26 protein-coding genes, 2 tRNA genes and 1 pseudogene are annotated in these 26,353 nt (G+C 65.1%); 11 read left to right on the top strand and 18 right to left on the bottom strand.

The genetic code is table 11. The annotated features are described in order from the left end of the window. Positions 1 to 11: 11 nt before the first annotated feature. From BFL43_RS20010 to BFL43_RS20020, 3 genes are all read right to left on the bottom strand, one after another. Positions 12 to 1,277 (bottom strand): glutamate-5-semialdehyde dehydrogenase, encoded by a 1,266-nt coding sequence (locus tag BFL43_RS20010; protein WP_084894222.1) that lies wholly within the window; start codon positions 1,275 to 1,277, stop codon positions 12 to 14. 155 nt (positions 1,278 to 1,432) lie between these two features. Then, complete coding sequence (locus BFL43_RS20015) at positions 1,433 to 2,212, bottom strand: crotonase/enoyl-CoA hydratase family protein (protein WP_084894223.1); 780 nt, start codon at positions 2,210 to 2,212, stop codon at positions 1,433 to 1,435. Beyond that, positions 2,213 to 2,746, bottom strand: coding sequence for a hypothetical protein (locus tag BFL43_RS20020; protein WP_084894224.1), 534 nt, complete (start codon positions 2,744 to 2,746; stop codon positions 2,213 to 2,215). It abuts the gene before it with no gap. 292 nt (positions 2,747 to 3,038) lie between these two features. Here BFL43_RS20020 and BFL43_RS20025 point away from each other — a divergent pair. Continuing rightward, positions 3,039 to 4,115 (top strand): annotated as a pseudogene (locus tag BFL43_RS20025) (Dyp-type peroxidase). Continuing rightward, positions 4,112 to 4,918 carry a family 1 encapsulin nanocompartment shell protein gene (locus BFL43_RS20030; RefSeq protein ID WP_084894225.1) on the top strand — a complete coding sequence of 269 codons (807 nt, stop codon included), beginning with the start codon at positions 4,112 to 4,114 and terminating at the stop codon, positions 4,916 to 4,918. Before BFL43_RS20025 ends, BFL43_RS20030 begins: the two are co-directional and overlap by 4 nt. Before the next feature lie 28 nt (positions 4,919 to 4,946). On the opposite strand, the gene BFL43_RS20035 is transcribed toward BFL43_RS20030, so the two are convergent. From BFL43_RS20035 to BFL43_RS20045, 3 genes are all read right to left on the bottom strand, one after another. Further along, positions 4,947 to 5,555: an HNH endonuclease family protein gene (locus BFL43_RS20035; RefSeq protein ID WP_346425984.1), complete on the bottom strand. Its 609-nt coding sequence runs from the start codon at positions 5,553 to 5,555 to the stop codon at positions 4,947 to 4,949. Between the two features lie 82 nt (positions 5,556 to 5,637). After that, complete coding sequence (gene recG, locus BFL43_RS20040) at positions 5,638 to 7,971, bottom strand: ATP-dependent DNA helicase RecG (protein ID WP_084894227.1); 2,334 nt, start codon at positions 7,969 to 7,971, stop codon at positions 5,638 to 5,640. A gap of 13 nt (positions 7,972 to 7,984) precedes the next feature. Then, positions 7,985 to 9,637: a DAK2 domain-containing protein gene (locus tag BFL43_RS20045; RefSeq protein WP_206186721.1), complete on the bottom strand. Its 1,653-nt coding sequence runs from the start codon at positions 9,635 to 9,637 to the stop codon at positions 7,985 to 7,987. Positions 9,638 to 9,862: 225 nt separating this feature from the next. On the opposite strand from BFL43_RS20045, the gene rpmB reads away from it, so the two are divergent. Continuing rightward, on the top strand, positions 9,863 to 10,054 hold the full coding sequence (gene rpmB / locus BFL43_RS20050) for a 50S ribosomal protein L28 (protein ID WP_084836679.1): 192 nt from the start codon (positions 9,863 to 9,865) through the stop codon (positions 10,052 to 10,054). A gap of 5 nt (positions 10,055 to 10,059) precedes the next feature. Next, positions 10,060 to 10,881, top strand: a complete 822-nt coding sequence (locus tag BFL43_RS20055; RefSeq protein WP_240498373.1) for an enoyl-CoA hydratase-related protein — start codon at positions 10,060 to 10,062, stop codon at positions 10,879 to 10,881. A 29-nt stretch (positions 10,882 to 10,910) separates the two neighbouring features. Here the strand turns inward: BFL43_RS20055 and BFL43_RS20060 are convergent, their stop codons facing one another. From BFL43_RS20060 to BFL43_RS20070, 3 genes are all read right to left on the bottom strand, one after another. Next, the gene (locus tag BFL43_RS20060) at positions 10,911 to 11,591 is read right to left on the bottom strand and encodes a uracil-DNA glycosylase (protein ID WP_084894229.1); all 681 of its coding nucleotides are present in this window, start codon (positions 11,589 to 11,591) and stop codon (positions 10,911 to 10,913) included. 14 nt (positions 11,592 to 11,605) lie between these two features. Then, positions 11,606 to 12,127: a gamma carbonic anhydrase family protein gene (locus BFL43_RS20065; RefSeq protein WP_084894314.1), complete on the bottom strand. Its 522-nt coding sequence runs from the start codon at positions 12,125 to 12,127 to the stop codon at positions 11,606 to 11,608. Between the two features lie 162 nt (positions 12,128 to 12,289). Next, complete coding sequence (locus tag BFL43_RS20070; RefSeq protein ID WP_240498374.1) at positions 12,290 to 13,357, bottom strand: thiamine-phosphate kinase; 1,068 nt, start codon at positions 13,355 to 13,357, stop codon at positions 12,290 to 12,292. 33 nt (positions 13,358 to 13,390) lie between these two features. On the opposite strand from BFL43_RS20070, the gene BFL43_RS20075 reads away from it, so the two are divergent. Further along, positions 13,391 to 13,639: an Lrp/AsnC ligand binding domain-containing protein gene (locus BFL43_RS20075; protein ID WP_240498375.1), complete on the top strand. Its 249-nt coding sequence runs from the start codon at positions 13,391 to 13,393 to the stop codon at positions 13,637 to 13,639. Then, positions 13,636 to 14,169 (top strand): DUF3515 domain-containing protein, encoded by a 534-nt coding sequence (locus tag BFL43_RS20080; RefSeq protein WP_240498376.1) that lies wholly within the window; start codon positions 13,636 to 13,638, stop codon positions 14,167 to 14,169. Before BFL43_RS20075 ends, BFL43_RS20080 begins: the two co-directional genes overlap by 4 nt. A gap of 22 nt (positions 14,170 to 14,191) precedes the next feature. On the opposite strand, the gene BFL43_RS20085 is transcribed toward BFL43_RS20080, so the two are convergent. Continuing rightward, the gene (locus tag BFL43_RS20085) at positions 14,192 to 15,187 is read right to left on the bottom strand and encodes an NAD(P)H-dependent glycerol-3-phosphate dehydrogenase (RefSeq protein ID WP_084894233.1); all 996 of its coding nucleotides are present in this window, start codon (positions 15,185 to 15,187) and stop codon (positions 14,192 to 14,194) included. Positions 15,188 to 15,319: 132 nt separating this feature from the next. On the opposite strand from BFL43_RS20085, the gene cofC reads away from it, so the two are divergent. The 3 genes from cofC to BFL43_RS20100 all read left to right on the top strand — a co-directional run bounded on the left by cofC (position 15,320) and on the right by BFL43_RS20100 (position 19,156). Further along, positions 15,320 to 16,015 (top strand): 2-phospho-L-lactate guanylyltransferase, encoded by a 696-nt coding sequence (cofC, locus tag BFL43_RS20090; protein WP_240498377.1) that lies wholly within the window; start codon positions 15,320 to 15,322, stop codon positions 16,013 to 16,015. Between the two features lie 67 nt (positions 16,016 to 16,082). Beyond that, complete coding sequence (locus BFL43_RS20095) at positions 16,083 to 18,239, top strand: RNA degradosome polyphosphate kinase (RefSeq protein ID WP_143695439.1); 2,157 nt, start codon at positions 16,083 to 16,085, stop codon at positions 18,237 to 18,239. After that, positions 18,236 to 19,156, top strand: coding sequence for a bifunctional NUDIX hydrolase/histidine phosphatase family protein (locus BFL43_RS20100; RefSeq protein WP_084894235.1), 921 nt, complete (start codon positions 18,236 to 18,238; stop codon positions 19,154 to 19,156). Before BFL43_RS20095 ends, BFL43_RS20100 begins: the two co-directional genes overlap by 4 nt. Before the next feature lie 98 nt (positions 19,157 to 19,254). On the opposite strand, the gene BFL43_RS20105 is transcribed toward BFL43_RS20100, so the two are convergent. The 3 genes from BFL43_RS20105 to leuC form a co-directional block, all read right to left on the bottom strand. Then, the gene (locus BFL43_RS20105; RefSeq protein WP_084836669.1) at positions 19,255 to 19,881 is read right to left on the bottom strand and encodes an HU family DNA-binding protein; all 627 of its coding nucleotides are present in this window, start codon (positions 19,879 to 19,881) and stop codon (positions 19,255 to 19,257) included. 147 nt (positions 19,882 to 20,028) lie between these two features. Then, entirely contained in the window at positions 20,029 to 20,637 is a 609-nt protein-coding gene (leuD, locus tag BFL43_RS20110) for a 3-isopropylmalate dehydratase small subunit (RefSeq protein WP_084894236.1), read from the bottom strand. A gap of 26 nt (positions 20,638 to 20,663) precedes the next feature. Next, on the bottom strand, positions 20,664 to 22,106 hold the full coding sequence (gene leuC, locus BFL43_RS20115; RefSeq protein WP_084894316.1) for a 3-isopropylmalate dehydratase large subunit: 1,443 nt from the start codon (positions 22,104 to 22,106) through the stop codon (positions 20,664 to 20,666). A gap of 72 nt (positions 22,107 to 22,178) precedes the next feature. Between leuC and BFL43_RS20120 the strand changes: the two genes are divergently transcribed. Then, positions 22,179 to 22,898 (top strand): IclR family transcriptional regulator, encoded by a 720-nt coding sequence (locus BFL43_RS20120; RefSeq protein ID WP_084894237.1) that lies wholly within the window; start codon positions 22,179 to 22,181, stop codon positions 22,896 to 22,898. A gap of 139 nt (positions 22,899 to 23,037) precedes the next feature. Beyond that, positions 23,038 to 23,544, top strand: coding sequence for a PPOX class F420-dependent oxidoreductase (locus tag BFL43_RS20125; RefSeq protein ID WP_084894238.1), 507 nt, complete (start codon positions 23,038 to 23,040; stop codon positions 23,542 to 23,544). A 71-nt stretch (positions 23,545 to 23,615) separates the two neighbouring features. Here the strand turns inward: BFL43_RS20125 and BFL43_RS20130 are convergent, their stop codons facing one another. From BFL43_RS20130 to gltX, 5 genes are all read right to left on the bottom strand, one after another. Beyond that, positions 23,616 to 23,840 (bottom strand): hypothetical protein, encoded by a 225-nt coding sequence (locus tag BFL43_RS20130; RefSeq protein ID WP_143695435.1) that lies wholly within the window; start codon positions 23,838 to 23,840, stop codon positions 23,616 to 23,618. A gap of 64 nt (positions 23,841 to 23,904) precedes the next feature. Then, positions 23,905 to 24,333 (bottom strand): hypothetical protein, encoded by a 429-nt coding sequence (locus BFL43_RS20135; protein WP_084894240.1) that lies wholly within the window; start codon positions 24,331 to 24,333, stop codon positions 23,905 to 23,907. A 235-nt stretch (positions 24,334 to 24,568) separates the two neighbouring features. After that, positions 24,569 to 24,641: transfer RNA gene (locus BFL43_RS20140), tRNA-Glu, on the bottom strand. 27 nt (positions 24,642 to 24,668) lie between these two features. Continuing rightward, a tRNA-Gln gene (locus BFL43_RS20145) sits at positions 24,669 to 24,740 on the bottom strand. Between the two features lie 101 nt (positions 24,741 to 24,841). Then, the gene (gltX, locus tag BFL43_RS20150) at positions 24,842 to 26,314 is read right to left on the bottom strand and encodes a glutamate--tRNA ligase (RefSeq protein ID WP_084894317.1); all 1,473 of its coding nucleotides are present in this window, start codon (positions 26,312 to 26,314) and stop codon (positions 24,842 to 24,844) included. Positions 26,315 to 26,353 lie beyond the last annotated feature (39 nt).

The raw sequence follows: 26,353 nt of genomic DNA on the forward strand, positions 1-26,353 counted from the left end.
GACTTTGTCGGTCACACCGGCCGGGTCTGCCCGTTGCCCCACGCGATCCATTTGGTCGATGTCAGTTCCGGCAAACCCATGGGTCCGCGGGCGTGCAATTTCTGGGTCGAGATGCCGATCTCGGCGCCGAATCCGAACTGCTCGCCGTCGGTGAACGCGGTGGAGGCGTTGACCATGACGGCCGCTGCGTCGACGCGGTTGGTGAACTCGGTCGCGGCGGCCAGATCGTCGGTGATGATCGCCTCGGTGTGGCTCGTCCCGTAGCGATCGATGTGGTCGACCGCCTCGTCGAGTCCGCCGACGATCTTCACCGCGATGTCGAGGCTCAGGTATTCGTCGGACCAGTCCTGTTCGGTGGCCGGGACCATGCCGGGCTCGTCGCCGTGGATGATCACTCCGGCGCTCTGCAGCACCTGGGTCAGCCGCGGCAGCGCAGTCTCGGCGATGGCCCGGTCGACCAGCACCGTTTCAGCGGTGTTGCAGACGCTGGGGCGACGGGTCTTGGAGTTGATCACCAGATCCTCGGCCATGTCGAGGTCGGCAGCAGCGTGGATGTAGATGTGGCAGTTACCCGTACCGGTCTCGATGGTGGGCACGGTCGCGTTCTCGACGACCGCTTTGATCAGCCCTGCGCCACCGCGCGGGATGACGACGTCGACCAGACCGCGCGCACGGATGAGGTGGGTGACACTCGCGCGATCCTCGGACGGCAGCAACTGCACCGCGTCCGCGGGAAGTTCTGCGGCGGTGAGGGTGTCTCGAAGAATCCGGACCAGCTCGGCATTGGAACTCGCGGCCGACGACGATCCCCGCAGCAGCGCCGCGTTGCCCGATTTCAGCGCGATCCCGAAGGCATCGACGGTGACGTTGGGGCGGGCCTCGTAGACCATGCCCACGACGCCCAGCGGGACTCGGACCTGCCGGAGTTGCATCCCGTTCGGCAGCGTCTTGCCCTGGATCACGTCGCCGATCGGATCCGGCAACGCGGCAACCTGCCGGAGTCCGGCCGCGATTCCCTCGACTCGATCTGCGGTCAGACGCAGCCTGTCGATGAGGCTCGCCTCGGTGCCCGCCAGGTCAGCACGGGCCACATCTTCGGCGTTCGCGGCGAGGATCGATCCGGTCTGTGCGAGCAACGCCTCGGCGGCGTCGTGCAGTACGCGGTTCTTCTGGTCAGTGGTCAGGCCTGCCAGGACACGGGAGGCGGCTTTCGACGCAGTGGCCTGCGTGCGCACGATCTGCTCGACGTCAGCAGGAGTGGTGGTAGGAGCACTCATCGTCCCAGGATAGGTGGTCCTGACATCTGAGTTCTCAGTGACCGACGCTCACGTGTCGTGGACGTCCGCAGTGAGTTCGCGCCACCTGCGTACGTTCGCGCCGGTTGCAACTGTCGCGTCCGCGTGCAGGTGGCGCGAATTTCCTGATCGACGGACTACGCGTCGAACGACCCGTGCCGACCCGCACCGCCCGCGAAGCGCGACGCTCCGGCGACGGTATCGGCGCTCAACGACGTCATGCCACGCCGGAACTCATTGTCCATCGCGGCGGTTTCGTCGAGCCCCTCCTGTTCGAGAACCGATAACCGGTCCTGGCGCAGGCATGTCTGTGGGAAAGCGGCGATCTCGCGAGCCAGCTCCTTCGCCGACCTCAACACGTCACCCTGCGGCGCAACACGACTGACCAGACCCATCCGAAGCGCTTCGTCCGCGCGAACCTCCCGGCCTGTCAGGATCAAGTCCATCGCGTGCGACGTCCCGATCAGGCGCGGCAGTCGCACGGTGCCACCGTCGATCAACGGGACGCCCCACCTACGGCAGAAGACTCCGAGAACGGCATCTTCGTCCGCGACCCGCAGATCCGCCCAGAGCGCCAACTCGAGACCGCCCGCGACCGCGTGCCCGGCGATCGCCGCAATGACCGGTTTGGACAACCGCATTCGGGTCGGCCCCATGGGCCCGTCACCGTCGGGATCGACGTGGTTCGCACTCTCGCCTGAGGAGATCGCCTTCAGATCGGCTCCTGCGCAAAAGGTTCCGCCCTCGCCGTGAAGAACTGCGACGGCTGCTCCGTCGTCATTGTCGAAGTCACGGAACGCCTGGGCCAAAGCCTGCGCGGTCGGGCCATCGACAGCGTTGCGACGCTGCGGCCGGTTGATGCTGATCGTGGTGATCGGGCCGTCGTGGCTCACCAACACGTCTGGACTGACCGACATCTACTCACCTTCCGACACGGGATGCATCGAACCTAACCCGCCACCCGATGTCGCCACCGCCGAATCCGCCGGCTCCGAGAATCGATGACGAGGCAGATCCTCGCCGTCCACCGCGCAGGGCACCACGACGATGTCACCTGGAGAGATGTCAGCGGGCAACATCACCAGACCAGATCGGCTACCGGACACCTCACACACAGCGGTCGCCTCGACTCTTGCCGTCGACACCCGGCCGATCAACCGGAGTTCGGACCACATCGGAGTGACGCCTTCGATCATCGGATCGACAGACAGCGAACGGGTTCGGTGGCCTGTGGTCGCCGCATCCAGCACCCGCATCACCACGACAACTCCGGGCGACGTACGGCTTCGGTAGACCGCAGGAGTACCCGACAATTCGACCAGATGGCACATCGACACGTCGTCGATCACTACGTCGGTCAAGGTTGCGAGCGTGGTCGCAGGCCACAAGGCCTTGTCCAGAGGATCGGGGATGCTCGCGCGCAGGGTTGGCAGGATCGCGGTGAGGGTCATCGCCGTCCACCCCTGAAATCCACGGGGACATCGTGCTCGCCGAACCATTCATCAATGATCACCGCTCCGTTCTACGCAGTCCGATTCGGCGACGACAGGTCGGGAGTGAAGTATTGACGAGATCTTTGCGGCTGCGTGCCAGCAGAGTTGGGGCGAATGACCCGTGTGCGGGCACGACGGGATCTGCAGGCAGTCGACCCGCGGTCAGCGGTGCGGGGCGGCGGGCGCCGCGAAGAAGATAATGTTGTCGAGTACGTCCAACAGCAGGCGGAAGGTCAAGCTCATCTCACCCATCGACAGCCCGACCCCACAGCCGATCCTGTCGCCGCTGACTGAGGCTGCGATCTTCCTGGTGGCGACCATCGAACCCGGTGGCGAGTCTGACACGTGGGACTTCCTCTCCGGCGTCACCGGCCTGATCCGTTCAGTGGCCTCGCGCGCCCCCGACGCCCGGCCCACCTGCGTCGTCGGGATCGGATCGCGCGCGTGGGACCGACTGTTCAGCGGGCCCCGCCCCACCGGACTCGCACCGTTCGTGCCCTTGGACGGCGCCGTGCACAGCGCACCGGCAACCCCGGGCGATCTGCTGTTCCACATCAGGGCCCGCACCATGGATGTCTGTTTCGAACTGGCCACGCAGATCGCCTCGCAACTGAGCGACGCCGCCCGCGTGGTCGACGAGGTCCACGGGTTCCGCTACTTCGACATGCGCGACATCATCGGCTTCGTCGACGGCACCGAGAATCCGGACGGCCCCGCAGCCGTCGCTGCGGTCACCGCCGGCGACGAGGACCCCGACTTCGCCGGCGGCAGCTATGTCCTGGTGCAGAAGTACCTGCACAACATGCCGGCCTGGAATGCGCTCACGACCGAAGAACAGGAACAGTCCATCGGCAGGTCGAAGTCGGACAACATCTAGATGGACGACGACACAAAACCCACGAACTCGCACACGGCGCTGACCGTCATCGAAGACGACGCGGGTGAGCAGGTGCAGATCATGCGCGACAACATGCCGTTCGGGCGGGTCGGGCAGGCCGAATACGGAACGTACTTCATCGGCTACTCCGCCGGCCCCGACGTCACCGACGAAATGCTGCGAAACATGTTCCTCGGCAAGCCCGAAGGCAACTACGACCGGCTCCTCGACTTCTCCACCGCAGTCACGGGCAGCCGCTATTTCGTGCCCACCATCGATTTTCTCGACGACCCACCTGAGTTCCGCGGCGCGACCGCAGAAGCCCGCGGCGAAGCCGCCCATGTCACAGTCGAGCCCGACTCGGACATCACACCACCCGCACCCACCATGGGTTCGTTGCGTATCGGCGCCCTACACCGGCGTCGCCAGCTGACGACGGAGGAAAAATGAACAACCTGCACCGCGAACTAGCACCCATCTCGACGGCGGCCTGGGAGGCCATCGAAGAAGAGGCGTCGCGATCGTTCAAGCGCAACAGTGCCGCCCGTCGCATCGTGGACGTGAACGGCCCTCTCGGACTGGAACTCGCCGCGGTGACCACCGGCAAGCGCAACCCCATCGACGCGCCGGTCGCGGGCATCCAGGCCAGTAGCCGCACCTCTCAATCCATCGTCGAGTTCAAGGTGCCGTTCATCGTGAGTCGAGACGCCGTCGACAACGTCGATCGCGGTGCGCAGGACTCCGACTGGGACCCGGTGATCGACGCCGCCCGGACACTGGCCCAGGCCGAGGACCGGGCCGTGTTCGAGGGCTACCAGGCCGCCGGCATCACCGGTATCCGCAGCGAATCACCGGGTGACCCCATCAAGCTCCCCGACGACGTGCGCGAGTACCCCGAAGCGATCAGCCAGGCGCTGAGCCGACTTCGGCTGTCGTCCGTGGCGGGCCCGTACTCCCTGGCGCTCAGCGCCGAGGTCTGGCTCAAGGTGAACGAGACGTCCAACCATGGGTATCCGATCATCCAGCACCTGCAGCGCGTGATCGACGGGGACATCATCTGGGCCCCTGCCATCGACTCCGCCTTCCTCCTCAGCACCCGCGGCGGCGACTTCGATCTGACCATCGGACAGGATGTCTCGATCGGTTACGACTCCCACGACGCCTCGACGGTCAGCCTGTACCTGCAAGAGACGTTCACCTTCCTCGTCTACACCGGCGAGGCGGCCGTCTCGTTCGACACCACGACCGGCTGACCCGCTCCGACCGGGTTTGTGTTCCAGCTCAGCATCTTTCGAGTGCGCGCCGGAGCACGGGCACCGATGGCCGGTCGAGGTAGAGGCCGTACGTCCGCAGCACCGTCACGAATTGGACCGCGTACTGGCAGTGGAAGCCTGAGTTGGCCGGCATCCAGCGCGCCGGTGCGGAGTCGCTCTTGTCCTGGTTGGCTTCACCGTCGACGGCCACCAGATTGGCAGGGTCATTCGCGAAACGTTGCCGAAGCGCCGCATCCCACGTACGTGCACCCATGGCCCAGGCGTACGCGAGCGGCACGATGTGGTCGATCTGCACCTTCGCACCTGAACCCTTGCCGCGCTTGAACACGATCCAGCGACCGCTGTAGGGACTGCGCAGTTCGCCCGAGGCGACCCCACGCGTGCAACTGTCCACCGCCGCGAGGATCTTGTCGTTCAAGTCGCGGTTCAGGATGTCGTTACGGGTGTCGCACCCGTTGTTCGCCCCGGCGGCGTCGGTGTTGTCGGTCCACGCCTGACCGAACGCACTCCGCTCATAGTCGGCCGCGTCCGGGCGCTGCGCCAGGACCGGCACGAGCGCCAATTCCCCGAGCATTCGTCGTGCATCAGCAGAAGGCGCCCCTCCCTCGTGCGACACCACTTCCGCTCCCGCGGCGAGAGTCGCGGTGACGGCGAAGACCGACAGCAGCAGCCACCAGCGGCCCGAGAGACCTACGCCGTCAGGACTTGTCCAGGAACGCCAGGCGTACCGGACCCAGGATCGAGTCGACGAGGGCCGCCATCGGCTTGTGTTCGACGAGCGTGAGGTCGCCGCCCACGACCTCGTCCGCAAGCGCCCGCGTGTCCTCGATGAGGTCGCCGTCGGTGAGGAGCGAGAGGAACCGTAGCGAGGAGGTCTGCCCGGACTGGAGCGAACCAAGCAGATCACCTTCCCTTCGCTGTCGGAGGTCGACATACGACAACTCGAACCCATCATTGGACGCGGCAACCGCCTGCAGCCGTTCCATCGACGGCGACATTTCCGAGGATGCGGTGATGAGCAGGCACAATCCTGGCAGCCCACCACGGCCGACCCGACCACGAAGCTGATGGAGCTGGCTGACCCCGAATCGGTCGGCATCGACGATCACCATGGTGGTGGCATTCGGGACGTCGACGCCCACCTCGATGACTGTCGTGGAGACGAGGATGTCGACCTGTCCGGCGGTGAAATCCGCCATCACTTCGCTCTTCTCGTCAGGCGAGAGCCTGCCGTGCAGCAACTCGATGCGGTGCCCCCCGAGAGGCCCCTCGCTGAGGGTCTTGAACATGTCCACCGCGGCCGTCGCCGGCTCGGCCGCACCCTCTGACGATTTCTGCTGCGACCGCTGACCTGCGGGCGTCCCGTCGTCTCCGATGCGTGCGCACACCACGTAGACCTGGCGGCCTTCCTCGACCTCTTCGCCGACGCGTTGCCAGACCCGCTGCACCCACTTGGGATTGCCGCGGGGCACCACGCTGGTGGTGATCGGCTGGCGGCCCCGGGGTAGTTCTCGAAGGGTTGAGGTCTCCAAGTCGCCGAAGACCGTCATGGCGACCGTCCGAGGGATGGGGGTCGCGGTCATCACCAACAGGTGGGGCACCACACCGTCCCGGCCGCGGGACCGCAGGGTGTCGCGCTGTTCCACCCCGAAGCGGTGCTGTTCGTCGACGACGACAAAACCCAGATTGAAGAAGTCGACGTTGTCCTGCAGCAGCGCGTGGGTTCCGATGAGAATGCCCACCTGGCCGGTGACGGTCTCGAGCAAAGCGGTGCGCTTGGCTGCCGTCTTCATCGATCCGGTGATCAGGGCGACCCGGGTCGCACCCTCTTCCCCCTCGAGCTCACCCTCTTTCGCGAGCCCACCCAGCATCGTCTCCAGGGTTCGAAAATGTTGCGCTGCAAGCACTTCAGTGGGTGCGAGCAGCGCACACTGATAACCGTTGTCGATCACCCTGAGCATCGCCAGCAGAGCAACCAACGTCTTACCCGAACCGACCTCGCCCTGCAGTAACCTGCTCATCGGCGACACGACCGTGGCGGCGTCCCCACCGTACGGGGGCTGCAGGTCGGCGGTGATCTCATCGATCACCACACGTTGGCCGTCGGTGAGTGTGAAGGGCAACCGGCTCAGCAGCTTGTCCTCGAGACCGTCCGGGACATGCGAGCACGACGGTCCCGTCGCTCCCCGATCCACATGCCGACGCTGCGCGAGCGCGAGTTGGAGCGCCAGTGCTTCGTCGAATCTCAGTCGGGCACTGGCCTGATCGATGTCGTGTTGACCTTCCGGAACGTGGATCTTGCGCAGCGCCTCGTCCGATCCGATCAGTCCTCGCAGGGTCCGTTCGTCGTCAGGAAGTGGATCCTCGATCGGCGCGAGTTCGCCGAGAACGGCTCGAACGCATTGCCAGATGGTCCACGCCTGCAGCTTGGCCGTCCCGCGGTAAACCGGGATCACATCACGCAGGAAGTCGGAGAAATCCAGGGTGCCGTCCGAGCTGTCGCCGTCGCCGGCGTCGGTCGCCAACGCCTTGGCGATACCCTGCATCAGCACCGACCCGACGGCGTCGTCTGCCTCGATAGATGTTCCGTCCTCCGGCAGCTTGAGCCAGTTCGGATGGGTCAGCTGGAGTTCGTCGCGAAAGTACTTGACCTCCCCCGCCATCATCACCCGCGAGCCCTTCGGCAGCTTGGCGGCGATCCAGGGTGAGTTGAAGAATGTCACGGCGATTCGGAACTTGCCGTCGAAGACGACGAGCTTGACCATCTTCTTGCGCGAGTTGCGGATAGGGATCGTCTTGTTGTCCTCGACCCGGGCGACCACCGTCAACCGTTCCCCGGGTTCGGGTTTGCGCTCCCCCGACAGGTCGCCCTGTTTGACGTAGCGATCGGGCACGTACCGCAGCAGTTCACCGACGGTCTGCACGTGGATCTGCTCATCGAGCATGTCGGCAGCCTTGGGACCGAGTATCGACTCCAACGAATCCGACAGCGTCGCCGACGGCGCGGTGACCCGACCTTCCTGTGAACCCACTACTGCGTCACCACTACTCGACACCCACCTGCAGCAACTCGCCTACCTGTCCCCCGGGGAAGCTGACGAACTCGACGCCCGGGTGGGTGCTGTTCACGTGCTCCTCGAGCTGTTCGAGAATACGCGGCTCGAGATTGCGGCCGGCCAGCACGCTGACCATCTCTCCGCCGGTACTGAGCAACAGATCGATCAGACCTGCTGCCGCGCCCAGGATTTCAGGGTCGATGACCAGCACCCCGTCACCGATGAGGCCGAGTTGGTCACCGGGCTCGCAGGTGCCGGCGAAGGTCAGGGTCCGTTCGGTCGCGGTGACCACCGCACCGAACCTGGTGGCGGCAGCGGCCTCCGCCATCGCATACGCGTCGTCGTCCGGCAGTTCACTCGGATCGTGCACCGCCATCGCCGACAGGCTCTGCACCATCGAGCCACCCGGCAAGATCACCACCGAGCGCTCACGTGATCGGGCCGCCGCGGCGACGGCGACCAGATCCTGGGCCGGCAGCGCGCCGTTGCCCATCAGGATCACATGTGCGCTGTCGACCTCGATGATGGCCTTGGCCAGTGCGTCCGCGTCCAGTTCGCCGGCCCCGCCCGAGTCCGCCCGGACCACCACGGCGCCCTCCTGCTCGAACAACTCGGCCGCCTCGTCACCGGTCACCACGGCCACGACCGCGCGTTTCCGGCGCGGCGGGTGGCCTGCCTTCTCTTCTTGTCCGCGGTGAGCGTCGAGAAGGAAACAGCTGATCCTTATGTCGCTGACCGTCCCCAGTGCGAGTCCTGCTTCGACGGCCAGACCCGGCTCGCAGGTGTGGACGTGGATGGAGAACTTCTCGCCTGCCACGGCGTCAGCGCTGTCCCCGACGATGACCACCGCGTCTCCCAGCCCGTCGAGCTTGGTTCGCAAAGTCGAGATCTGCTCGGCCACAGCTCCTTCCAGGAGATACATCACCTCGAAATCCATCTCATCGTCGCTCTCGCAGGGCTCGCCGATCTCGTGCCCCAATCGGTCGCCGCCGCCGGCCAGCGCGCCCTGATACCGGCGCCGTCGTGCGGAGACGCCGGTGAGTACCCGAACCAACTCATCGAACAGGACCAACAGTCCGCGGCCGCCGGCATCGACCACACCGGCCTGCGCGAGGACGTCGAGTTGCCCCTGCGTCAGATCCAGATCGTCGGCGCAGCCATCGGCGATCGCACGGGCCAGGTCCGCCGGGGTGGCATCGGCGTGCTGCGCAGCGTTCTCACCAGCGCGGCGGAGCAGGGTCAGCACGGTGCCTTCTCGGGGTTCACTGACGGCGCGGGTCGCGGCAAGCGAACCCAGACGCAGGCCGGCGACCCAGAGCCGGTTGAAGTAGACGCTCCCGTCCAGCTGGTTCACCTCGGCGGCGTCGGCCAGTCCCACCAGCACCTGCGAGAGGATGATCCCCGAATTACCCCGCGCCTTGGAGACGGCCCCGTCGGCCATCGCCCGCGCCACGTGCGCGGTATCGGCATCGGGATCGAGTTGATCGACGGCGTCGGCCGCCGCCATCATCGTGTGCAGCATGTTGCTACCGGTGTCGGAGTCCGGGATTGGGAAGACGTTCAGATCGTTGATCTCGCCGCGCACGCCGTCCAGGCTCGACACGGTGCCGTGGATCCAATCGCGCAGCAGACCTGGGTCCATCGCGGGAGCCCCAACCTGCTCTGTCACCTGCCCGCCCTCCTCCATGTGGTCTGACGCACAGCCTAATCTGCCGGCGGCCGGGCACTGCTTCGCAGCGCAGCGAGACTCGACCATTTTGATCATCGTCGGGGAGCCGCTATTCTTGCAGGGTTGCCTATCGGACACCGGTGCATGCCGAATACCGAGAGGCCATGACCACTATTTTCTCATTGAAGGAGTTCGACGATGGCTGCCGTCTGCGACGTTTGCGCCAAGGGCCCCGGCTTCGGTAAGTCGGTCTCGCATTCACACCGGCGCACCAACCGGCGCTGGAACCCGAATATCCAGTCCGTTCGCGCGCAGGTCGCCCCCGGAAACCGCAAGCGCATCAACGTGTGCACCTCTTGCCTGAAGGCCGGCAAAGTCTCCCGAGGCTGAACAACGTGCCTGATTCACAGCTGAGCGTTGCCTCCGAGTCCGACTCGGTGCAACTCACCGCTGATGGTGTGCTGCGTATCGCCGTGGCCACCGAGAAGGCCGGTAACTCGCTGGATCGCGACTGTTTCAACCGCGGTACCGAGGCTTTGCTGAAGGTCGCGCGTGGCGAGATCAAGGCCGGGGCGGTGCTGTTGCTAGGTACCGGCGCGAACTTCTGCGCCGGTGGCAACGTGCGTTCGTTCGCGGCCGCTCCTGATCGGCCGGTCTTCCTCTCGGGTCTCGCGGGCGACTTCCACGAATTCGTGAAAGCACTCATCGGCGCCAACCTCCCCGTGGTCGGCGCGATCCAGGGATGGGCTGCGGGCGCAGGCATGAGTCTGGTGACCCACTGTGATGTCGCGATCGGCGGAACCGCCACGAAACTGCGCCCGGCGTATGTCGGTATCGGGCTCACGCCTGATGGCGGATTGACATGGTCGCTTCCCCGCGTCGTCGGCACTGCCCGCGCCCGCGACATCATCTTGACCAACCGCATCCTCGGCGCCACCGAAGCCCTGGAGATCGGTCTGCTTTCACGAGTGGTCGAGGACGAGCAGGTGCTCGCCACCGCTCAGGCGGCCGCCGCCGACCTGGTCGCCGGACCGTGGCGAACCCTCGCCGCAACGCGGGCACTGCTGTCCGATTCACCGACCGCCACGCTTGCCGAACAACTCGACGCCGAGGCGCGGTCCATTTCGGCCCTGTCCGGAGTTCCGGAAGGCATCGAGGGTGTCGACGCCTTCATCGAGAAGCGCTCACCCGATTACTCGAGCCTCAACGGCAACTGATCCTCACGCTGTCCGGTAACCGGACTCGGTCACGGCAGCCGCCAGTCGACTTCCACACCGCCGCGCTCTCTGAGCGCGGCATTGGCTTGTGAGAACGGTTTCGATCCGAAGAATCCACGGCGCGCCGACAACGGCGACGGATGGGGCGAGGTGATGGTGGTCACCCCGGGCAACCACGGTTTGAGAGACGCAGCATCCTTACCCCAGAGGATCGCGACGAGCGGCTGATCACGGGCAGCAAGCGCCTTGATGGCGCACTCGGTCACCGCTTCCCACCCTTTTCCGCGATGGCTTGCGGCCGCCCCCGGCGCGACGGTGAGCACCCTGTTCAGCAGCAGCACGCCCTGCTTCGCCCACGGCGTCAGGTCACCGTTGGACGGCCGTGGATAGCCGAGATCGTCGCAGTACTCGGTGAAGATGTTGCCCAGACTGCGTGGCACCGGGCGCACGTCCTCGGCCACGGAAAAACTCAATCCGACAGCGTGTCCGGGCGTTGGGTACGGATCCTGGCCGACGACGAGCACTCGCACATCCTCGAACGGATTGGTGAACGCGCGCAGCACATTCGCACCCGCGGGTAAATAGGTGCGGCCGGCGGCCAGCTCACCGCGCAAGAACTCGCCCATCTTGGCGATGTCCGGCGCCACCGGTTCGAGCGCATTCGCCCATCCGGGGTCGATGAGTGCCGAAAGGGGTTGTGGGTCAGGCATGATTCTCCTGCCGCTCAGTCGAGCCGACGCAATGCGGTCTGGTAGTAGATGGCGTTCTGCGCGTACATCTCGACGTTCATCTCGATATGCCCCTCCGGCACCTCGAAACCCGCTCGGATCTTCGCGGGCACGCCCAGCGCCATTGCCCTCTCCGGTACCTCGAACTTGAACGGCACCACTGCGCCTGCACCGACGATCGCTCCCGCACCGATCCGAGAACCGTTGAGTACCACTGATCCTGACGCAATCAGGCAGTTGTCGCCGATCACTGCACCTTCGATGTGCGCGTTGTGCCCCACCACGCAACCGGCGCCGATGACGGTCGGATCGATGGGGGTGCAATGGATGACCGTGCCGTCCTGGATGTTCGTGCGATCGCCCACGGTGATCATGCCGTAGTCACCGCGCAAGACCGCGCCCGGCCAGACGGAGACGCCGGCGCCGAGTGTGACGTTGCCGATCACCACCGCGTCGGGATGCACGTAGGCACCCTCGCCCAATTGCGGTTCTCGGTCGTCAAGTGCGTAGATCGCCATGACGATCACAGTATCGGTAGCCCGAGTCCGGGCTCGAGTAAGTCCCGCTCATCAATCTTGGTCCCGCTCGCTCTACGGACCGAGCGGGACCAAGTTCAGCGAGCGGGAGCGTTCATAGGCGAAGTTTTTGTGAGCGAGTACCTGAGCGAGGAGCCCGCAGCGTCAGAACGTGCGCCACCCGGCATCGAGGTCGACATCGTCGATACCTGTGACAACCACCGCCGGACCTCCACTTCGGCGTTCCACGGTACCGATGACCGTCCACCCGACCGGAACCACATCGGGAGGAAAACTCGCGAGCAATTCATGATCCTCGCCGCCACCGAGCACCCACCGAAGCGGATCGGTGTGCAGCGCAGCGGCAGCGTCCGCCAACTCGGGCAGCACCGGGACCCGGGTCGGATCAACATTCATGGCGTGGCCCGATTGCCGTGCCATGGTGCGGAGTTCACGGAGCAATCCGTCGGAGACATCCGTCATCGCATGAACACCGGCACTCGTCGCTCCTGCTGCCAGGAAAAGATTCGGCGACGGTTCGCAGTGCGCGGCGACGAGCGAGGGAAATCCGGCCTTGCCGGCGAGCAGGAGATCGAGTCCGGCGCCGGAGGCACCCAATTGTCCTGACACCGCGAGCACGTCGCCCTCCCGCGCAGTCGACAGGCGCACAGGCGAGCGGGAGTCCATTGCTCCGATCGCGGTCACCGCGATGACGAGTTGGCATCCTGCGGTCAGATCTCCGCCGACCACGTGCGCGCCGTACCTCGCGGCCGCCGTGCGCATCCCGTCCCGCAGGCCTACGAGGGTGTCGACCCCGAGGTCCTTCGGACAGGTCAGCGAGACCACGAACCCGGTCACTCTTCCGCCCATCGACATGACGTCGGCGGCATTGGCCACGATCGCCTTCGCCCCGACCTGTATCGGCGTGCTCCAGTCGAGACGGAAATGCTGCCCCTCGACGAGAGCGTCGGTACTGACGACCACCGGGCCACCACCGACCAGCACCGCTGCGTCATCTCCGGGGCCGACCAGAACTCCGGTGTCGGTGCCGTCGACCGACTCAGGTCCGGCGATGAGATCGATCAGTTCGAGCTCACCGACGTCACCGACGGTGCGGACCGGATCGTCCGACACTGCTCTCACCACCCTCTCGGCCATCTCGTCTGTCCCTTTGATTCGCCACTGCGCACCGTTGTCGGTGAGAATATGTGCCAGTGTATTTGGGTCAGCCACCGGCTGATCACCGTCGTGAACGAAAGGAACGCCGTGGTTCAGGCTTACATACTGATCCAAACCGAGGTCGGTAAAGCTGCCGTGGCCGCAGCGACGATCGCCGGTATCGACGGCGTCGCCTCATCGGAGGAGGTCAGCGGCCCGTACGACGTGATCGTCAGGGTCGACGCGACCGACGCCGCGCACCTGACCGAACAGGTTGTGCCACAGATTCAAAACGTCGACGGCATCACCAGAACCCTGACGTGCCCGGTCGTCACCGGCAGCCCGAGGCACCCGTGAGCGAAGGTTCCACCCGGCGTCTGAGCCCGGCAGTCATTGCGAGCATCATCACCATTCCGGTGATGGTGATCGTGGGCTTCATCACCTACGCGGTGTTGAAATCCGACGACGTGACGTCAGCGGACACACCGCTCAAGGCCATGGCCGCGCCGGAGCAGACCTCCCCCGACTGCGCGAAATTGATCGCGGCTCTCCCGGAGACCTTCGAGGGATTCGGAAAACGTGAGACCGGCGACGACGGAATGGTCAGCTGGCCTCCCGGAGATCAGGTGCCCGGGCCCGTACAGGTCCGCTGCGGCGTGGACAGACCCGAATCACTCTCCCCCACCTCCGGGCTGCAGGTCGTCGATCCCGTGCAGTGGTTCCTTGTCTCGGCGGAGACCGAGGCCAAAGGCTTCCTGTGGTACGCCGTCGACCATCGCCCCTACGTCGCGATCTGGCTGCCTGAAAATGTGGGCAACGGCCCCATCCAACAGATTTCGACCCTCATCGACCAGGACTTGCCGACGGCACCGATCGATCTCGGATAAACGGCCCGCCGGGTGGATCGTCCTACTCGGGCTTGGTACGCCGGCCCAGCAGAGAGTAGATCGCCTCGGTGACCGTGAGTCCCTCGTGGCACACCTGGTGGACGGCTTCGGTCAATGGCATGTCCACCCCGTGCTTTTCAGCCAGTGCTCGCACCGAGGTGCACGACTTGACCCCCTCGGCGACCTGGCCGTTGGTGGCGTCCTGAGCCTGCGCCAACGTCTTGCCCTCACCCAACCGACTGCCGAAGGTGCGGTTGCGTGACAACGGTGACGAGCAGGTGGCGACCAGGTCGCCGACTCCCGCGAGTCCCGCCAGCGTTTCCGGACGACCCCCGAGTGCGACCCCGAGTCTGATGGTCTCGGCCAGTCCACGAGTGATGATCGAGGCGAGGGTGTTCTCGCCCAGGCCCACTCCAGATGCCATCCCGCACGCCAGGGCGATCACGTTCTTCACTGCCCCACCGATCTCACATCCGACCACATCGGTATTTGTATAGGGGCGGAAATACCTTGTGCTGCAGGCGCGTTGAATTTCCTTCGCCCGATTCTCGTCCAAACAGGCCACCACAGTCGCGGCGGGCTGACCCACCGCTATCTCCCGGGCGAGATTCGGACCGGACAAGACCGCCACCCGGCCGTCCTGTGCCCCGGTCACCTGCGCGATGACCTCCGACATACGCAGTAGCGTGCCGGTCTCGACACCCTTCGACAGCGACATCAACGTCGCGGTATCGCTCAGATGCGGTAACCAGGCCTCCATGCTCCCGCGGAGGGACTGAGACGGCACCGCGCACACGACCAACTCGGCCTCCTCGAGCGCCTCTGCCAGATCGGCACTGGCACGCAGGGCCTCCGGAAGAGGTACGTCCGGCAGGTAATCGGGATTGGTGTGCGTCTCATTGATCGCGGCTGCCAGTTCAGCTCGCCGTGACCACAACACCGTGGGTGTCCCGGCATCGACCAGGACCTTGGCCATCGCCGTGCCCCATGAACCCGAGCCCATGACGACCGCCCGCATAACTCCACCACCTCTGTTCCGTACGCAACATGTCCGAATCTCACCCGGACGCCCCAAGCCTAGTGTCACGAGAGCGCCGCCGGACAGGGGTGCAATTTCCCCCGCCCCTCGCCGACGACCATGATGGAGACCATGGACAAGCGGGCGGTGGCAGTTGTCATCGCGGTGAAACGACTCGACGCAGCCAAGACGCGGCTGACTCCGATCATCGCAGCGGACGACCGGCGCGCACTGGTGCTTGCGATGCTCACCGACACGATCGGCGCCGCGCGGGCCGCGGGTCTGCATCAGCTGGTCATCGTGAGTCCCGACACCTCGGTGGCCGCAGTTGCGCTCGACGCCGGCGCCAGAACTGTCGTCGACGACGGGGAGGTTCTCAACGATGCTTTCGCCATCGGCATCGAGCACGCCCTGACCCTGTGGCCGGGGAATCGAATCCTCGTGTTGCAGGCAGACCTACCGGCCGCTCGCCCGGCGAGCCTGAAAGCCGCGGTCGACCACTCGGCACAGCACGACCGGTCGTACATCCCCGACCACTCCGGAACGGGAACCACCGCCCTGTTCCTGAACACTCGAGGGCCCGGTGGCACCGACGTCCTACGGTTCGGGCCGAACTCCGCGTCCGAGCATCGCGGCCGCGGCGCCGTCGACCTCACCACCGGTGTCGACCGGTGGCCCGATCTTCGGATGGACGTCGATACCGTCGATGATCTGCTGGCCGCGCAGGACATCGGCCTGGGCCCCGCGACCTCACTGGTCGTCTCGCGCTTGCAATTGCGTGAACAAACTCAAACACCCGGTGCCACCGCTCCTGCGGATGGTCCATGATGGGTACGTGAGCACAGCAGAACCGAGCAGTCAGAGCGCGTCACCCCCGCCGTCACCTTCGCCGTCGATGCCCACCGCGCCGCCCGCCGCAACGGCGACGCCCACGGAGACCGCGGATCTGCCCGAAGATCGTTACCTGAACCGAGAACTGAGTTGGCTCGACTTCAACGCCCGGGTACTGGCGCTGGCCGAGGACACCTCACTGCCCCTCCTCGAGCGGGCCAAGTTCCTCGCCATCTTCGCGTCCAACCTCGACGAGTTCTTCATGGTCCGCGTCGCGGGGCTCAAGCGCCGTCACGAAACCGGCCTCTCGGTACGCTCCGCCGACGGACTCTCACCGCGCGAACAATTGGCCCTGATCGGCCAGCGCACGCAGGTGCTGGCCGAAAGGCACGCCGGAGTCTTCCTCGATTCAGTCCGACCGGCGTTGACCGACAACAACATTCACGTCGTCACCTGGGACGCGCTCTCCAAGGAAGAACGTCAGCGCATGGACGAGTACTTCCATGAGGTGATCTTCCCGGTACTCACTCCCCTGGCCGTCGACCCCGCTCACCCTTTCCCCTACATCTCCGGTCTGAGCCTGAATCTCGCTGTCACCGTGAAGGACGTCGGCGAAGGCGGCGAGCACTTCGCCCGCGTCAAGGTCCCAGACAATGTCGACCGGTTTGTCCGGGTCGATCGACTGATGCCCGCGCAATACCGCGATCGGTACGCGAAGACGGCGACGACACCGGCGAAAGCAGTGCTGCTGCCGCTCGAATACCTCATCTCGGCCCACCTCGATCAGCTGTTCCCCGGCATGGAGATCGTCGAGCATCACGCCTTCCGTATCACCCGCAACGCCGACTTCGAGGTGGAGGAAGACCGCGACGAGGACCTGCTACAGGCGCTCGAACGCGAATTGGCCCGGCGCCGCTTCGGATCCCCGGTGCGGCTCGAGGTCGCCGACGACATGACCGAGCACATGCTCGAATTGTTGCTGCGAGAACTGGATGTCGATCCCGGTGACGTGATCGAGGTGCCCGGACTGCTCGACCTCTCGTGCCTCTTCCAGGTCGCCGGTATCGACCGGCCGGCGTTGAAAGACCCTCCCTTCGTGCCGGCCACTCATCCGGCCTTCGGCGAGCGGGAGACCCCCAAGAGCATCTTCTCCACCCTGCGTGATGGTGACGTCCTGGTCCACCATCCCTATGACTCCTTCTCCACCAGCGTCCAGCGCTTCATCGAGCAGGCGGCCGCGGACCCCAACGTGCTCGCCATCAAGCAAACCCTGTACCGGACCTCGGGCGACTCACCGATCGTCAACGCGCTGATCGACGCGGCCGAGGCCGGAAAACAGGTTGTCGCATTGGTGGAGATCAAGGCGCGCTTCGACGAGCAGGCCAACATCAAGTGGGCCAGACAACTCGAACAGGCCGGCGTGCACGTCGTCTACGGACTCGTCGGTCTCAAGACACACTGCAAGACATGTCTGGTGGTGCGGCGGGAAGGTTCGACCATTCGACGGTACTGCCACATCGGCACCGGAAACTACAATCCGAAAACCGCGCGACTGTACGAAGACGTGGGCTTGTTCACGGCTTCCCCCGACATCGGCGCCGACCTGACCGATCTGTTCAACACCCTCACCGGCTACTCACGAAAAGTTGCGTACCGGAACCTACTGGTTGCGCCGCACGGGGTCCGGGCGGGAATCGTCGGGCGAATTCTCGCCGAGAGCGAGCGACACCGCAACGGACACTCCGACGCTCGGATCAGGCTGAAGGCCAACGCGTTGGTGGACGAACAGGTCATCGACGCGCTCTATCGTGCGTCGCAGGCAGGCGTCCCGGTGGAGGTGGTCGTTCGCGGTATCTGCGCGCTGCGGCCCGGCGTACCCGGGATGAGCGAGAACATCACCGTGCGTTCGATCCTCGGACAGTTCTTGGAGCATTCGCGAGTGCTGCACTTCCAATCACTCGATGAGTTCTGGATCGGCAGCGCCGACATGATGCACCGCAACCTCGATCGCCGAGTCGAGGTGATGGCGCAGGTTCGCGATCCGCGCTTGACCCGCGAACTCGACGATGTATTCGCCTCCGCGATGAACCCCGCGACCCGATGCTGGGTCCTCGGCGAAAACGGAAGCTGGACTGCTTCGCCCGCCGCCGGCGAGGATGTGCGCGATCATCAGCGCCAGATGATGCGCCGTAATCGCAGCCGGGCCGACCTGATCCAGTGAGCAAATCGGCAGGACGCACTGCCACCGTCGTGTACGCGGCCGGCGGGGTCGTGTGGCGCGAGACCCCGGCCGGCGACGTCGAGGTGGCTCTGGTGCACCGTCCGCGATATGACGACTGGACCCTGCCGAAAGGCAAGGTCGAACCCGGAGAAACGCTGATCTCCGCCGCCGTTCGCGAGATCGGCGAGGAGACCGGCTACCAGGTGCAACTCGGTCGTCACCTGCGCAGGGTCAGTTACGACCTTCGCGGTCCGGGCCGCAAACACGTGCACTACTGGTCGGCCGAGGTCACCGCAGGGTCGTTCGTACCCAATCACGAGGTCGACGAATTGCGTTGGCTCTCAGCCGATTCGGCAGAAGACATGCTGTCGTACCGACTCGACCGACAGGTCCTCGGCACATTCCGGAAACTGCCCGCGAGACTCGACGTCCTGCTGCTCGTGCGACACGCGAAAGCGGGCCGCAAGTCTCGGTACCACGGCGACGATCGGCTGCGGCCGTTGGACAAGGTGGGCCGGGCACAAGCCGAAGCCTTGCTCTCGCAATTGCTCGCCTTCGGTCCGACGGCAGTGCATTCGGCAGATCGGGTGCGGTGCAGCCAGACGGTTGCACCCTTGGCAGACGAACTCGGGGTCGTCATCGAAGACGAACCGACACTGTCCGAGGAGGCGTTCGCCGACGATGCAAAGAGTGGGAGACGCCGAATCCGCGACATCGGACAGGCCACCGGTACCCACGTGGTCTGCAGTCAGGGCAAGGTCATTCCGCCGCTCCTGAAGTGGTGGGCGGCGCACGACGAACTCAAGCTCCCGGCGGCACGAAATCGCAAGGGGAGTTTTTGGGTGCTCGCACTCCTCGACGGGAAGCTGGTCGCGGCGAGCCATGTCGACAGTCCGCTTGCCTCGTCCGACCACTGAAATCGGTTACCCGCCACTGACCAGGACGGCTACGAAGCCGGACAGACAAAACAAGCCCCGGCAGAGGGAAGGTCCGCCGGGGCTTGTGATGTGTAGGTTCAGCGCTTCTTGGCCGGAGCCTTCTTCGCCGGAGCCTTCTTGGCTGCAGTCTTCTTGGCAGGAGCGGCGGCCTTCTTGGCCGGTGCTGCCTTCTTGGCCGGGGCGGTCTTCTTCGCCACGGTCTTCTTGGCCGGTGCTGCCTTCTTGGCAGGAGCGGCCTTCTTGGCCGGGGCGGTCTTCTTCGCCACGGTCTTCTTGGCCGGTGCTGCCTTCTTGGCAGGAGCGGCCTTCTTGGCCGGTGCCGCCTTCTTGGCCGGGGCCGCCTTCTTGGCTGCTGTCTTCTTGGCCGGGGCAGCCGATGCAGTTGCACTGCCACGCTTGACCGCCGGGCCCGAAGCACTCAGCTTCTGCTTTCCGGCCACGACCAACTTGAACTGAGCGCCCGGACGGAACGCCGGAACCCAGGTCGGACGAACCTTGACGGTTTCGCCGGTGCGCGGGTTGCGAGCAACCCGCGCAGCGCGCCGCCGCTTCTCGAAAACGCCGAAACCGGTGATGGTGACGCTTTCGCCCTTGTTCACCGCGCGCACGATCGTGTCTACGATGTGCTCGACGGCGTCTGTCGCCGTGCGCCGATCGGTCCCCAACTTCGTTGTCAGTTCCTCGATAAGCTCTGCCTTGTTCATGGATTCAACCTCCGCAGACTGTTGGCCCACTTTGGGCCAGCTACAGGACACGGTAAACGTCAAATCGCAAAACGTCCACGTCCGACGCCAAATTCGCTCGGCGTGGCGAAAGGTAAGCCGCCTAACAGGTTACGGGAGGGCCCGCTCTCAGGCCCCGGAAACGGGTATCGGGAGGGTCTTTGGTTTCCATACGGGCCTTACCTTTTCGAACTCAGAAATGGCTTCGACCTGCCGCAATGTCAGTCCGATGTCGTCCAGACCCTCCATCAGACGCCACTTTGTGTAGTCATCAATTGCAAAGGGCACCACTAAGTCCGCAGCGGTGACCGTCTGATCCTCAAGGCTCACCGTCAATTCCAGTCCGGGCTGCTCCTCGAGCCGTTTCCAGAGCAACTCGACGTCGGATTGTTCGACCTGAGCGGCCACCAGACCGGCTTTTCCGGCGTTGCCGCGGAAGATGTCGGCGAATCGGGAGGAGATCACCACCCGAAACCCGAAGTCCGATAACGCCCACACGGCGTGCTCGCGGGACGACCCCGTACCGAAGTCGGGACCGGCGACCAAGACCGAGCCACGGTCGTACGGCGGGGTGTTCAGGATGAAGTCGGGATCGTTGCGCCAGGCGGCGAACAGGCCGTCTTCAAACCCGGTGCGGGTCACTCGCTTCAGGTAGACGGCGGGGATGATCTGGTCGGTGTCGACGTTGCCCCGGCGCAGGGGGACGCCGATACCGGTATGGCTGTTGATCGGTTCCATCGTTGTTTCTCCTTGTCGCCGGGGTTTCAGACCGTGGTCACGGGATCGGGCAGATCCGTCGGCGCGGACAGGCGACCACGGATGGCGGTCGCGGCCGCGACCGCAGGTGAGACGAGGTGGGTGCGTCCGCCCTTACCCTGCCGCCCTTCGAAATTGCGGTTCGAGGTGGACGCGCAGCGCTCGCCGGGGGCGAGCTGATCCGGATTCATTCCGAGGCACATCGAGCAGCCGGCCTGCCGCCAGTCGGCTCCGGCCGCGTCGAAGATCGCGCCGAGCCCCTCCTCCTCGGCCTGCACCCGAACCTGGGTGGAACCCGGCACGATCAGCATCCGGATGCCCTCGGCGACTCGACGACCCTCCAGGATCTCGGCGACCGCCCGGAGATCCTCGATCCGGCCGTTGGTGCACGAACCCACGAAAACCGTGTCCACGGGGACGTCACGCAGCGGCGTTCCCGGCTTCAAATCCATGTACTGCAGCGCCTTCTCAGCGGCCGCAGCCTTGTCCGCATCGGCCATTTCCGAGGGGTCCGGCACCGTCGAACCCAGCGGCGCCCCCTGACCGGGGTTGGTCCCCCAGGTGACGAACGGGGTCAGCGCCGAGGCATCGATGTGGACCTCGGCGTCGAACTCGGCGTCGGGATCGGTGCGGAGTTCCCGCCAGTTGGCCACGGCGGCATCCCAGTCGGCTCCGGTGGGCGCGTGCGGGCGGCCCTTGATGTAGTCAAAGGTTATGTCATCGGGTGCAATAAGTCCGGCGCGGGCACCCGCTTCAATGGACATGTTGCACACGGTCATTCGGGCCTCCATCGACAACTCCTCGATGGCCGAACCGCGGTACTCGAGCACATAGCCTTGTCCGCCACCGGTTCCGATCTGAGCGATGACCGCCAGGATCAGGTCTTTGCTCGTCACGCCGGGCGGCAGTTCACCGTCGACGGTGATGGCCATGGTCTTGAAGGGCCGGAGGGACAGGGTCTGCGTTGCCATCACGTGCTCGACCTCTGAGGTGCCGATCCCCATCGCGATCGCGCCGAACGCACCGTGGGTCGAGGTGTGGCTGTCGCCACAGACGACGGTCATCCCGGGCAGGGTGAGCCCCAACTGCGGGCCGATGATGTGCACGATGCCCTGACTGGCATCGCCCATGGAGTGCAGACGGATTCCGAACTCTTCACAATTGCGGCGCAGCGTGTCGACCTGGATGCGCGACACCGGGTCGGCGATGACCTGATCGATGTCGACGGTGGGCACGTTGTGGTCTTCGGTGGCGATCGTGAGGTCGGGACGCCGTACCGGCCTGCCCGCGAGGCGGAGACCGTCGAACGCCTGCGGGCTCGTCACCTCGTGGACGAGGTGGAGGTCTATGTAGATGAGGTCCGGCTTGCGAGAGACTCCGTCTCCCTCACCGCGCACCACCACATGTTCTTCCCAAACCTTTTCGGCCAAGGTCAACGGACGTTCGCTCATCGTGATCACCACTTTTCTTGAAGTACCGAGTTGGGGCTGGCATCTCAGTATGCGAGAGCATAGTATCGGCTTGTGAGAAATGATACCGCATCTCCGGTAGCCAGTGGAATCGGTGTTCTGGACAAATCCGTGGCCGTTCTGCATGCCGTCGCCGAGGGTCCGTGCAACTTGAACGAGCTCTGCGCGCGCACCGGACTGCCGCGCGCCACCGCACATCGTCTGGCCGTCGGCCTCGAGACGCATCGGCTCCTCTCCCGGAACACCTCCGGGTTGTGGTGTCCGGGACCGGTTCTGGGCGAGCTGGCGGCCGGGGCCACCGATACCGTTCGCGAGGCGGCGGCGCTGGTACTGCCGCGGTTGCGCGAGATCACCGGGGAGAGCGTGCAGTTGTACCGCCGGGAAGGCGCCGACAGGATCTGCGTCGCAGCGATCGAACCACCGTCCGGTTTGCGGGACACCGTGCCCGTCGGGGCACGACTGCCGATGAACGCCGGGTCGGGCGCCAAGGTCCTGCTCGCATGGGCGGACCCGGCCACCGCACGGCTCCTTCTGGGCGAGAACGGCTTCAGTGAACGCACGTTGCTCGAGGTCCGGCGGCGCGGCTGGGCACAGAGTGCCGGCGAGCGCGAACCGGGCGTGGCGAGCGTCTCGGCGCCCGTGCGCGACAACGGCGGCGAGGTCATCGCGGCGATCTCGGTGTCCGGGCCCATCGACCGCATGGGCCGCCGACCCGGATCACGATGGGCTGCCGACCTCCTGGCCGCGGCCGACGCCATCAACAAGCGGCTCTAGCGACGGTTCGCTGCCGCGGCCTCGAGGCAGCGCAACGACGACCGGCTGCGGCACTAGGGTGAGTAGCAAAGATCACAACACGATCGGTGTGTGAGCCGTCTACGCGGCGAGATCACACATCGGAGGCGAAAGGACACCTGTGGGAACCAACGAGCGCGGCAAGATCGTCATGGCCGAGGACGAGATCACCGAGTTCATCGTCCGCAGCCGCACCGCCACCATGGCGACGGTGTCGGCTCAGGGCCGGCCACACCTGGTGGCCATGTGGTACGCCGTCATCGACGGCGAGATCTGGTTCGAGACCAAGGCAAAATCTCAGAAGGCCGTGAACATCCGGCGCAACCCGACGTGCACCGTCATGATCGAGGACGGTCACACCTACGACACCTTGCGCGGGGTGTCCATCGAAGGGAATGCCGAGATCCTCGACGACCCGGACTCCATCCTCCGATGTGGAATCAGCGTGTGGGAACGCTACAACGGTCCGTACAGCGAGGAGGTCCGTCCCTTCGTCGATCAGATGATGAACAAACGCGTCGCCGTTCGCGTCGTCCCCGACCGCACCCGTAGCTGGGACCACCGCAAGCTCGGGCTCCCCGAGATCCCCATCGCCGGTAGCACTGCCGAGTTCCTCGACGTCAAATAAGTCGACACCGTCTCACCACAACGCCCCGCCCATCGATCGATGGGCGGGGCGTTGTCCGTTGGTGACGAGGGTCAGCTGTCCAGCTTCGCCGCGATCTCGTCGATGATCGGATCGTCGTCGCCGGCCGCTTTCACCTGATCGCGCCACTGTCGCACCTGCGCGTCACGTGACCGGATCTCGGCCGAGGTGTCCGACGTCTCATTACCGGCTTCGTCCGACGCCATGTCCGGTGACACCGACTCGACCTTCAGGTCGAGTTCGGCCAGCAACTCGTTTTTTGTCAGCTTCTTGGTCATCGCCCAATCCTGCGCCACCGCACGGCGTTGGTTCAACCCGGACCGGGACCGACCCCCTACACGATCAGAAACCCAGCTGAGCCCGGACCTCGGTCCACTGCCCGTCGAGTGGCAGCGTCCAGCATTCGGGTTCGATCGAGCTGTTGGTGCAGCCCGCCGCCTTCCACTCGTCGTATGCGATGTCCCAGCCGGCTATGGATTCGAACAGTTCGGAACGCAGCAACGACGGCTCGAGGTTTTCCGCACTCGACCGGATCGCGTGCATGACGGTGTCGCGACCGACCAGGCAATCGCCGCGAGCGGCGGTGTTCTGGCAGATCGCCTTGTCGAAGGCGAGCTCATCTGCGAACTGCTGGGCGAGCTCTTCGGGCGTCGTGACGATGACACCGGCCGATGACCCACCGAGCGCCAGTGGTTCATCAGTGGTGTTGCCGCACGCGGCCAGCAACGGGATCGCTGCGGCAACGACCAACAACCTGAACGAGAGCTTCATGCGCGGAATTGTCACACAGGGTCGTCCGCGTCAACGACTCGTGATCAGGGCTAACCAAGTTGCGCCACAGGCGATTTGCCGAATTCGCCCACAATCGTGACCGTGAGAATCAGATGTACACATTCCGAGGCCGCTCAGCTGATCGCCTCCGCTCGGCCACCGTGGCCGCTCAGGGACTTGTAGAGCAGACAAAGAGAGACCCTCCCCTGCAGTGCAGGAGAGGGTCTCTCTGTTGTAGCCCCGACGGGATTCGAACCCGCGCTACCGCCTTGAGAGGGCGGCGTCCTAGGCCACTAGACGACGGGGCCAAGCTGACTCAGCTTACGCTGTAGTCGCTGGGGTACCAGGACTCGAACCTAGAATGGCGGTACCAGAAACCGCTGTGTTGCCAATTACACCATACCCCAATAAGTACTTCTCACCCGCTCGCGCTGCGGCGAAAAGTGCCGAGAAGAAGAGTATCAAACCCCTCGGCTGAACCAACAATCGCCAGGTCAGAAGCCCTTTTTCAGGCGATGTCCGCGCGTGCGGCCCGGAGCCTGGCGAGGGTCCGGTCGCGGCCGAGCAGCTCCAGGGATTCGAACAGCGGCGGACTGATGTGCGACCCCGTCACCGCGACCCGCACCGGACCGAATGCCTTCCTCGGCTTGAGTTCGAGCTTGTCCACCAGCGCGTCCTTGAGGGCGCTCTCGATGCCCTCAGTGGCCCACTGATCGACTGCCGACAGCGCCTCGATGGTCGCGTCCAGTACAGGCCCCGCATCCGCTCCGAGGTTCTTACGCGCGGCTGCCTCGTCGACGGTGAAATCGGCATCGCCGACGTAGAGGAACGCGATGAGTCCCCACGCGTCGCCGAGAACCTGAATGCGTGTCTGCACCAGATCTGCGATCACCGCAAATTGCGTGTCATCGATGGGCTCGCTCAGTTGCCCGGCGTTGATCAGGAACGCCCGCAGGCGACCCGCGAAGTCTGCTGGCGTGAGTCTGCGCAGATGCTCTGCGTTGATCGCATCGGCCTTCTTCTGATCGAAGCGTGCCGGGTTCGAATTGACCTGACGCACGTCGAAGGCGGCGATCATCTCGTCGAGGCTGAAGATGTCGTGGTCGTCGGCGATACCCCAGCCGAGCAGTGCCAGGTAGTTGAGCAACCCCTCGGGGATGAACCCGCGATCGCGGTGATGGAACAGGTTCGACTGCGGATCCCGCTTGGACAGCTTCTTGTTGCCCTCCCCCATCACGAATGGGAGGTGGCCGAATTGCGGTGTCCCCTTGGCGATCCCGATGCGAGTGAGCGCCTCGTACAGGGCGATCTGGCGCGGGGTCGAGGAGAGCAGGTCTTCACCGCGCAACACATGGGTGATGTCCATCAGGGCGTCATCGACAGGATTGACCAACGTGTACAACGGATCCCCGTTGCCGCGGGTGAGCGCGAAGTCGGGAACGGTGCCTGCCTTGATGGTGGTCGTTCCGCGCACGAGGTCATCCCACTCGATGTCGTGGTCGGGCATCCGGAGCCGCACCACGGCGGGCCTGCCCTCGTCGCGATACGCCTGCTTCTGCTCGGCCGTCAGTTCCCGATCGAAATTGTCGTAACCCAGTTTCGGATTGCGGCCTGCGGCGAGGTGCCGGGCCTCGACCTCTTCGGCGGTCGAAAACGCCTCGTACGCCTCACCGGCGTCGAGGAGCTTCGCGACGACCTCGAGGTGCTGTGGCTTGCGCAACGACTGCCGGTACGGCTCGTAGGGTCCGCCGACCTCGGGCCCTTCGTCCCAGTCCAGACCGAGCCAGCGCAGGGCATCGAGAATCGCCTGGTACGACTCCTCGCTGTCGCGGGCGGCGTCGGTGTCCTCGATGCGGAAGACAAACGTGCCACCGGTGTGCCGGGCGTGCGCGAAGTTGAACAGCGCAGTGCGCACCAGCCCGACATGCGGGGTGCCGGTCGGGGACGGACAGAAACGGACGCGGACCTGCGAATCACTCATGATGCCCAGGCTATCGCCCACGGCCCGCCGCTTCACCGA

The organism is Williamsia sp. 1135, from assembly GCF_002095395.1.
Taxonomy (GTDB): domain Bacteria; phylum Actinomycetota; class Actinomycetes; order Mycobacteriales; family Mycobacteriaceae; genus Williamsia.

Excerpts from the sequence above, each read along its gene's own strand:
- BFL43_RS20010 (WP_084894222.1), bottom strand. The coding sequence starts at position 1,277 with ATGAGTGCTCCTACCACCACTCCTGCTGACGTCGAGCAGATCGTGCGC.
- BFL43_RS20015 (WP_084894223.1), bottom strand. The coding sequence starts at position 2,212 with ATGTCGGTCAGTCCAGACGTGTTGGTGAGCCACGACGGCCCGATCACC.
- BFL43_RS20020 (WP_084894224.1), bottom strand. The coding sequence starts at position 2,746 with ATGACCCTCACCGCGATCCTGCCAACCCTGCGCGCGAGCATCCCCGAT.
- BFL43_RS20030 (WP_084894225.1), top strand. The coding sequence starts at position 4,112 with ATGAACAACCTGCACCGCGAACTAGCACCCATCTCGACGGCGGCCTGG.
- BFL43_RS20045 (WP_206186721.1), bottom strand. The coding sequence starts at position 9,637 with ATGGACCCAGGTCTGCTGCGCGATTGGATCCACGGCACCGTGTCGAGC.
- rpmB (WP_084836679.1), top strand. The coding sequence starts at position 9,863 with ATGGCTGCCGTCTGCGACGTTTGCGCCAAGGGCCCCGGCTTCGGTAAG.
- BFL43_RS20060 (WP_084894229.1), bottom strand. The coding sequence starts at position 11,591 with ATGCCTGACCCACAACCCCTTTCGGCACTCATCGACCCCGGATGGGCG.
- BFL43_RS20065 (WP_084894314.1), bottom strand. The coding sequence starts at position 12,127 with ATGGCGATCTACGCACTTGACGACCGAGAACCGCAATTGGGCGAGGGT.
- BFL43_RS20085 (WP_084894233.1), bottom strand. The coding sequence starts at position 15,187 with ATGCGGGCGGTCGTCATGGGCTCGGGTTCATGGGGCACGGCGATGGCC.
- cofC (WP_240498377.1), top strand. The coding sequence starts at position 15,320 with ATGGACAAGCGGGCGGTGGCAGTTGTCATCGCGGTGAAACGACTCGAC.
- BFL43_RS20095 (WP_143695439.1), top strand. The coding sequence starts at position 16,083 with ATGCCCACCGCGCCGCCCGCCGCAACGGCGACGCCCACGGAGACCGCG.
- BFL43_RS20105 (WP_084836669.1), bottom strand. The coding sequence starts at position 19,881 with ATGAACAAGGCAGAGCTTATCGAGGAACTGACAACGAAGTTGGGGACC.
- leuD (WP_084894236.1), bottom strand. The coding sequence starts at position 20,637 with ATGGAACCGATCAACAGCCATACCGGTATCGGCGTCCCCCTGCGCCGG.
- leuC (WP_084894316.1), bottom strand. The coding sequence starts at position 22,106 with ATGAGCGAACGTCCGTTGACCTTGGCCGAAAAGGTTTGGGAAGAACAT.
- BFL43_RS20130 (WP_143695435.1), bottom strand. The coding sequence starts at position 23,840 with ATGACCAAGAAGCTGACAAAAAACGAGTTGCTGGCCGAACTCGACCTG.
- BFL43_RS20135 (WP_084894240.1), bottom strand. The coding sequence starts at position 24,333 with ATGAAGCTCTCGTTCAGGTTGTTGGTCGTTGCCGCAGCGATCCCGTTG.
- gltX (WP_084894317.1), bottom strand. The coding sequence starts at position 26,314 with ATGAGTGATTCGCAGGTCCGCGTCCGTTTCTGTCCGTCCCCGACCGGC.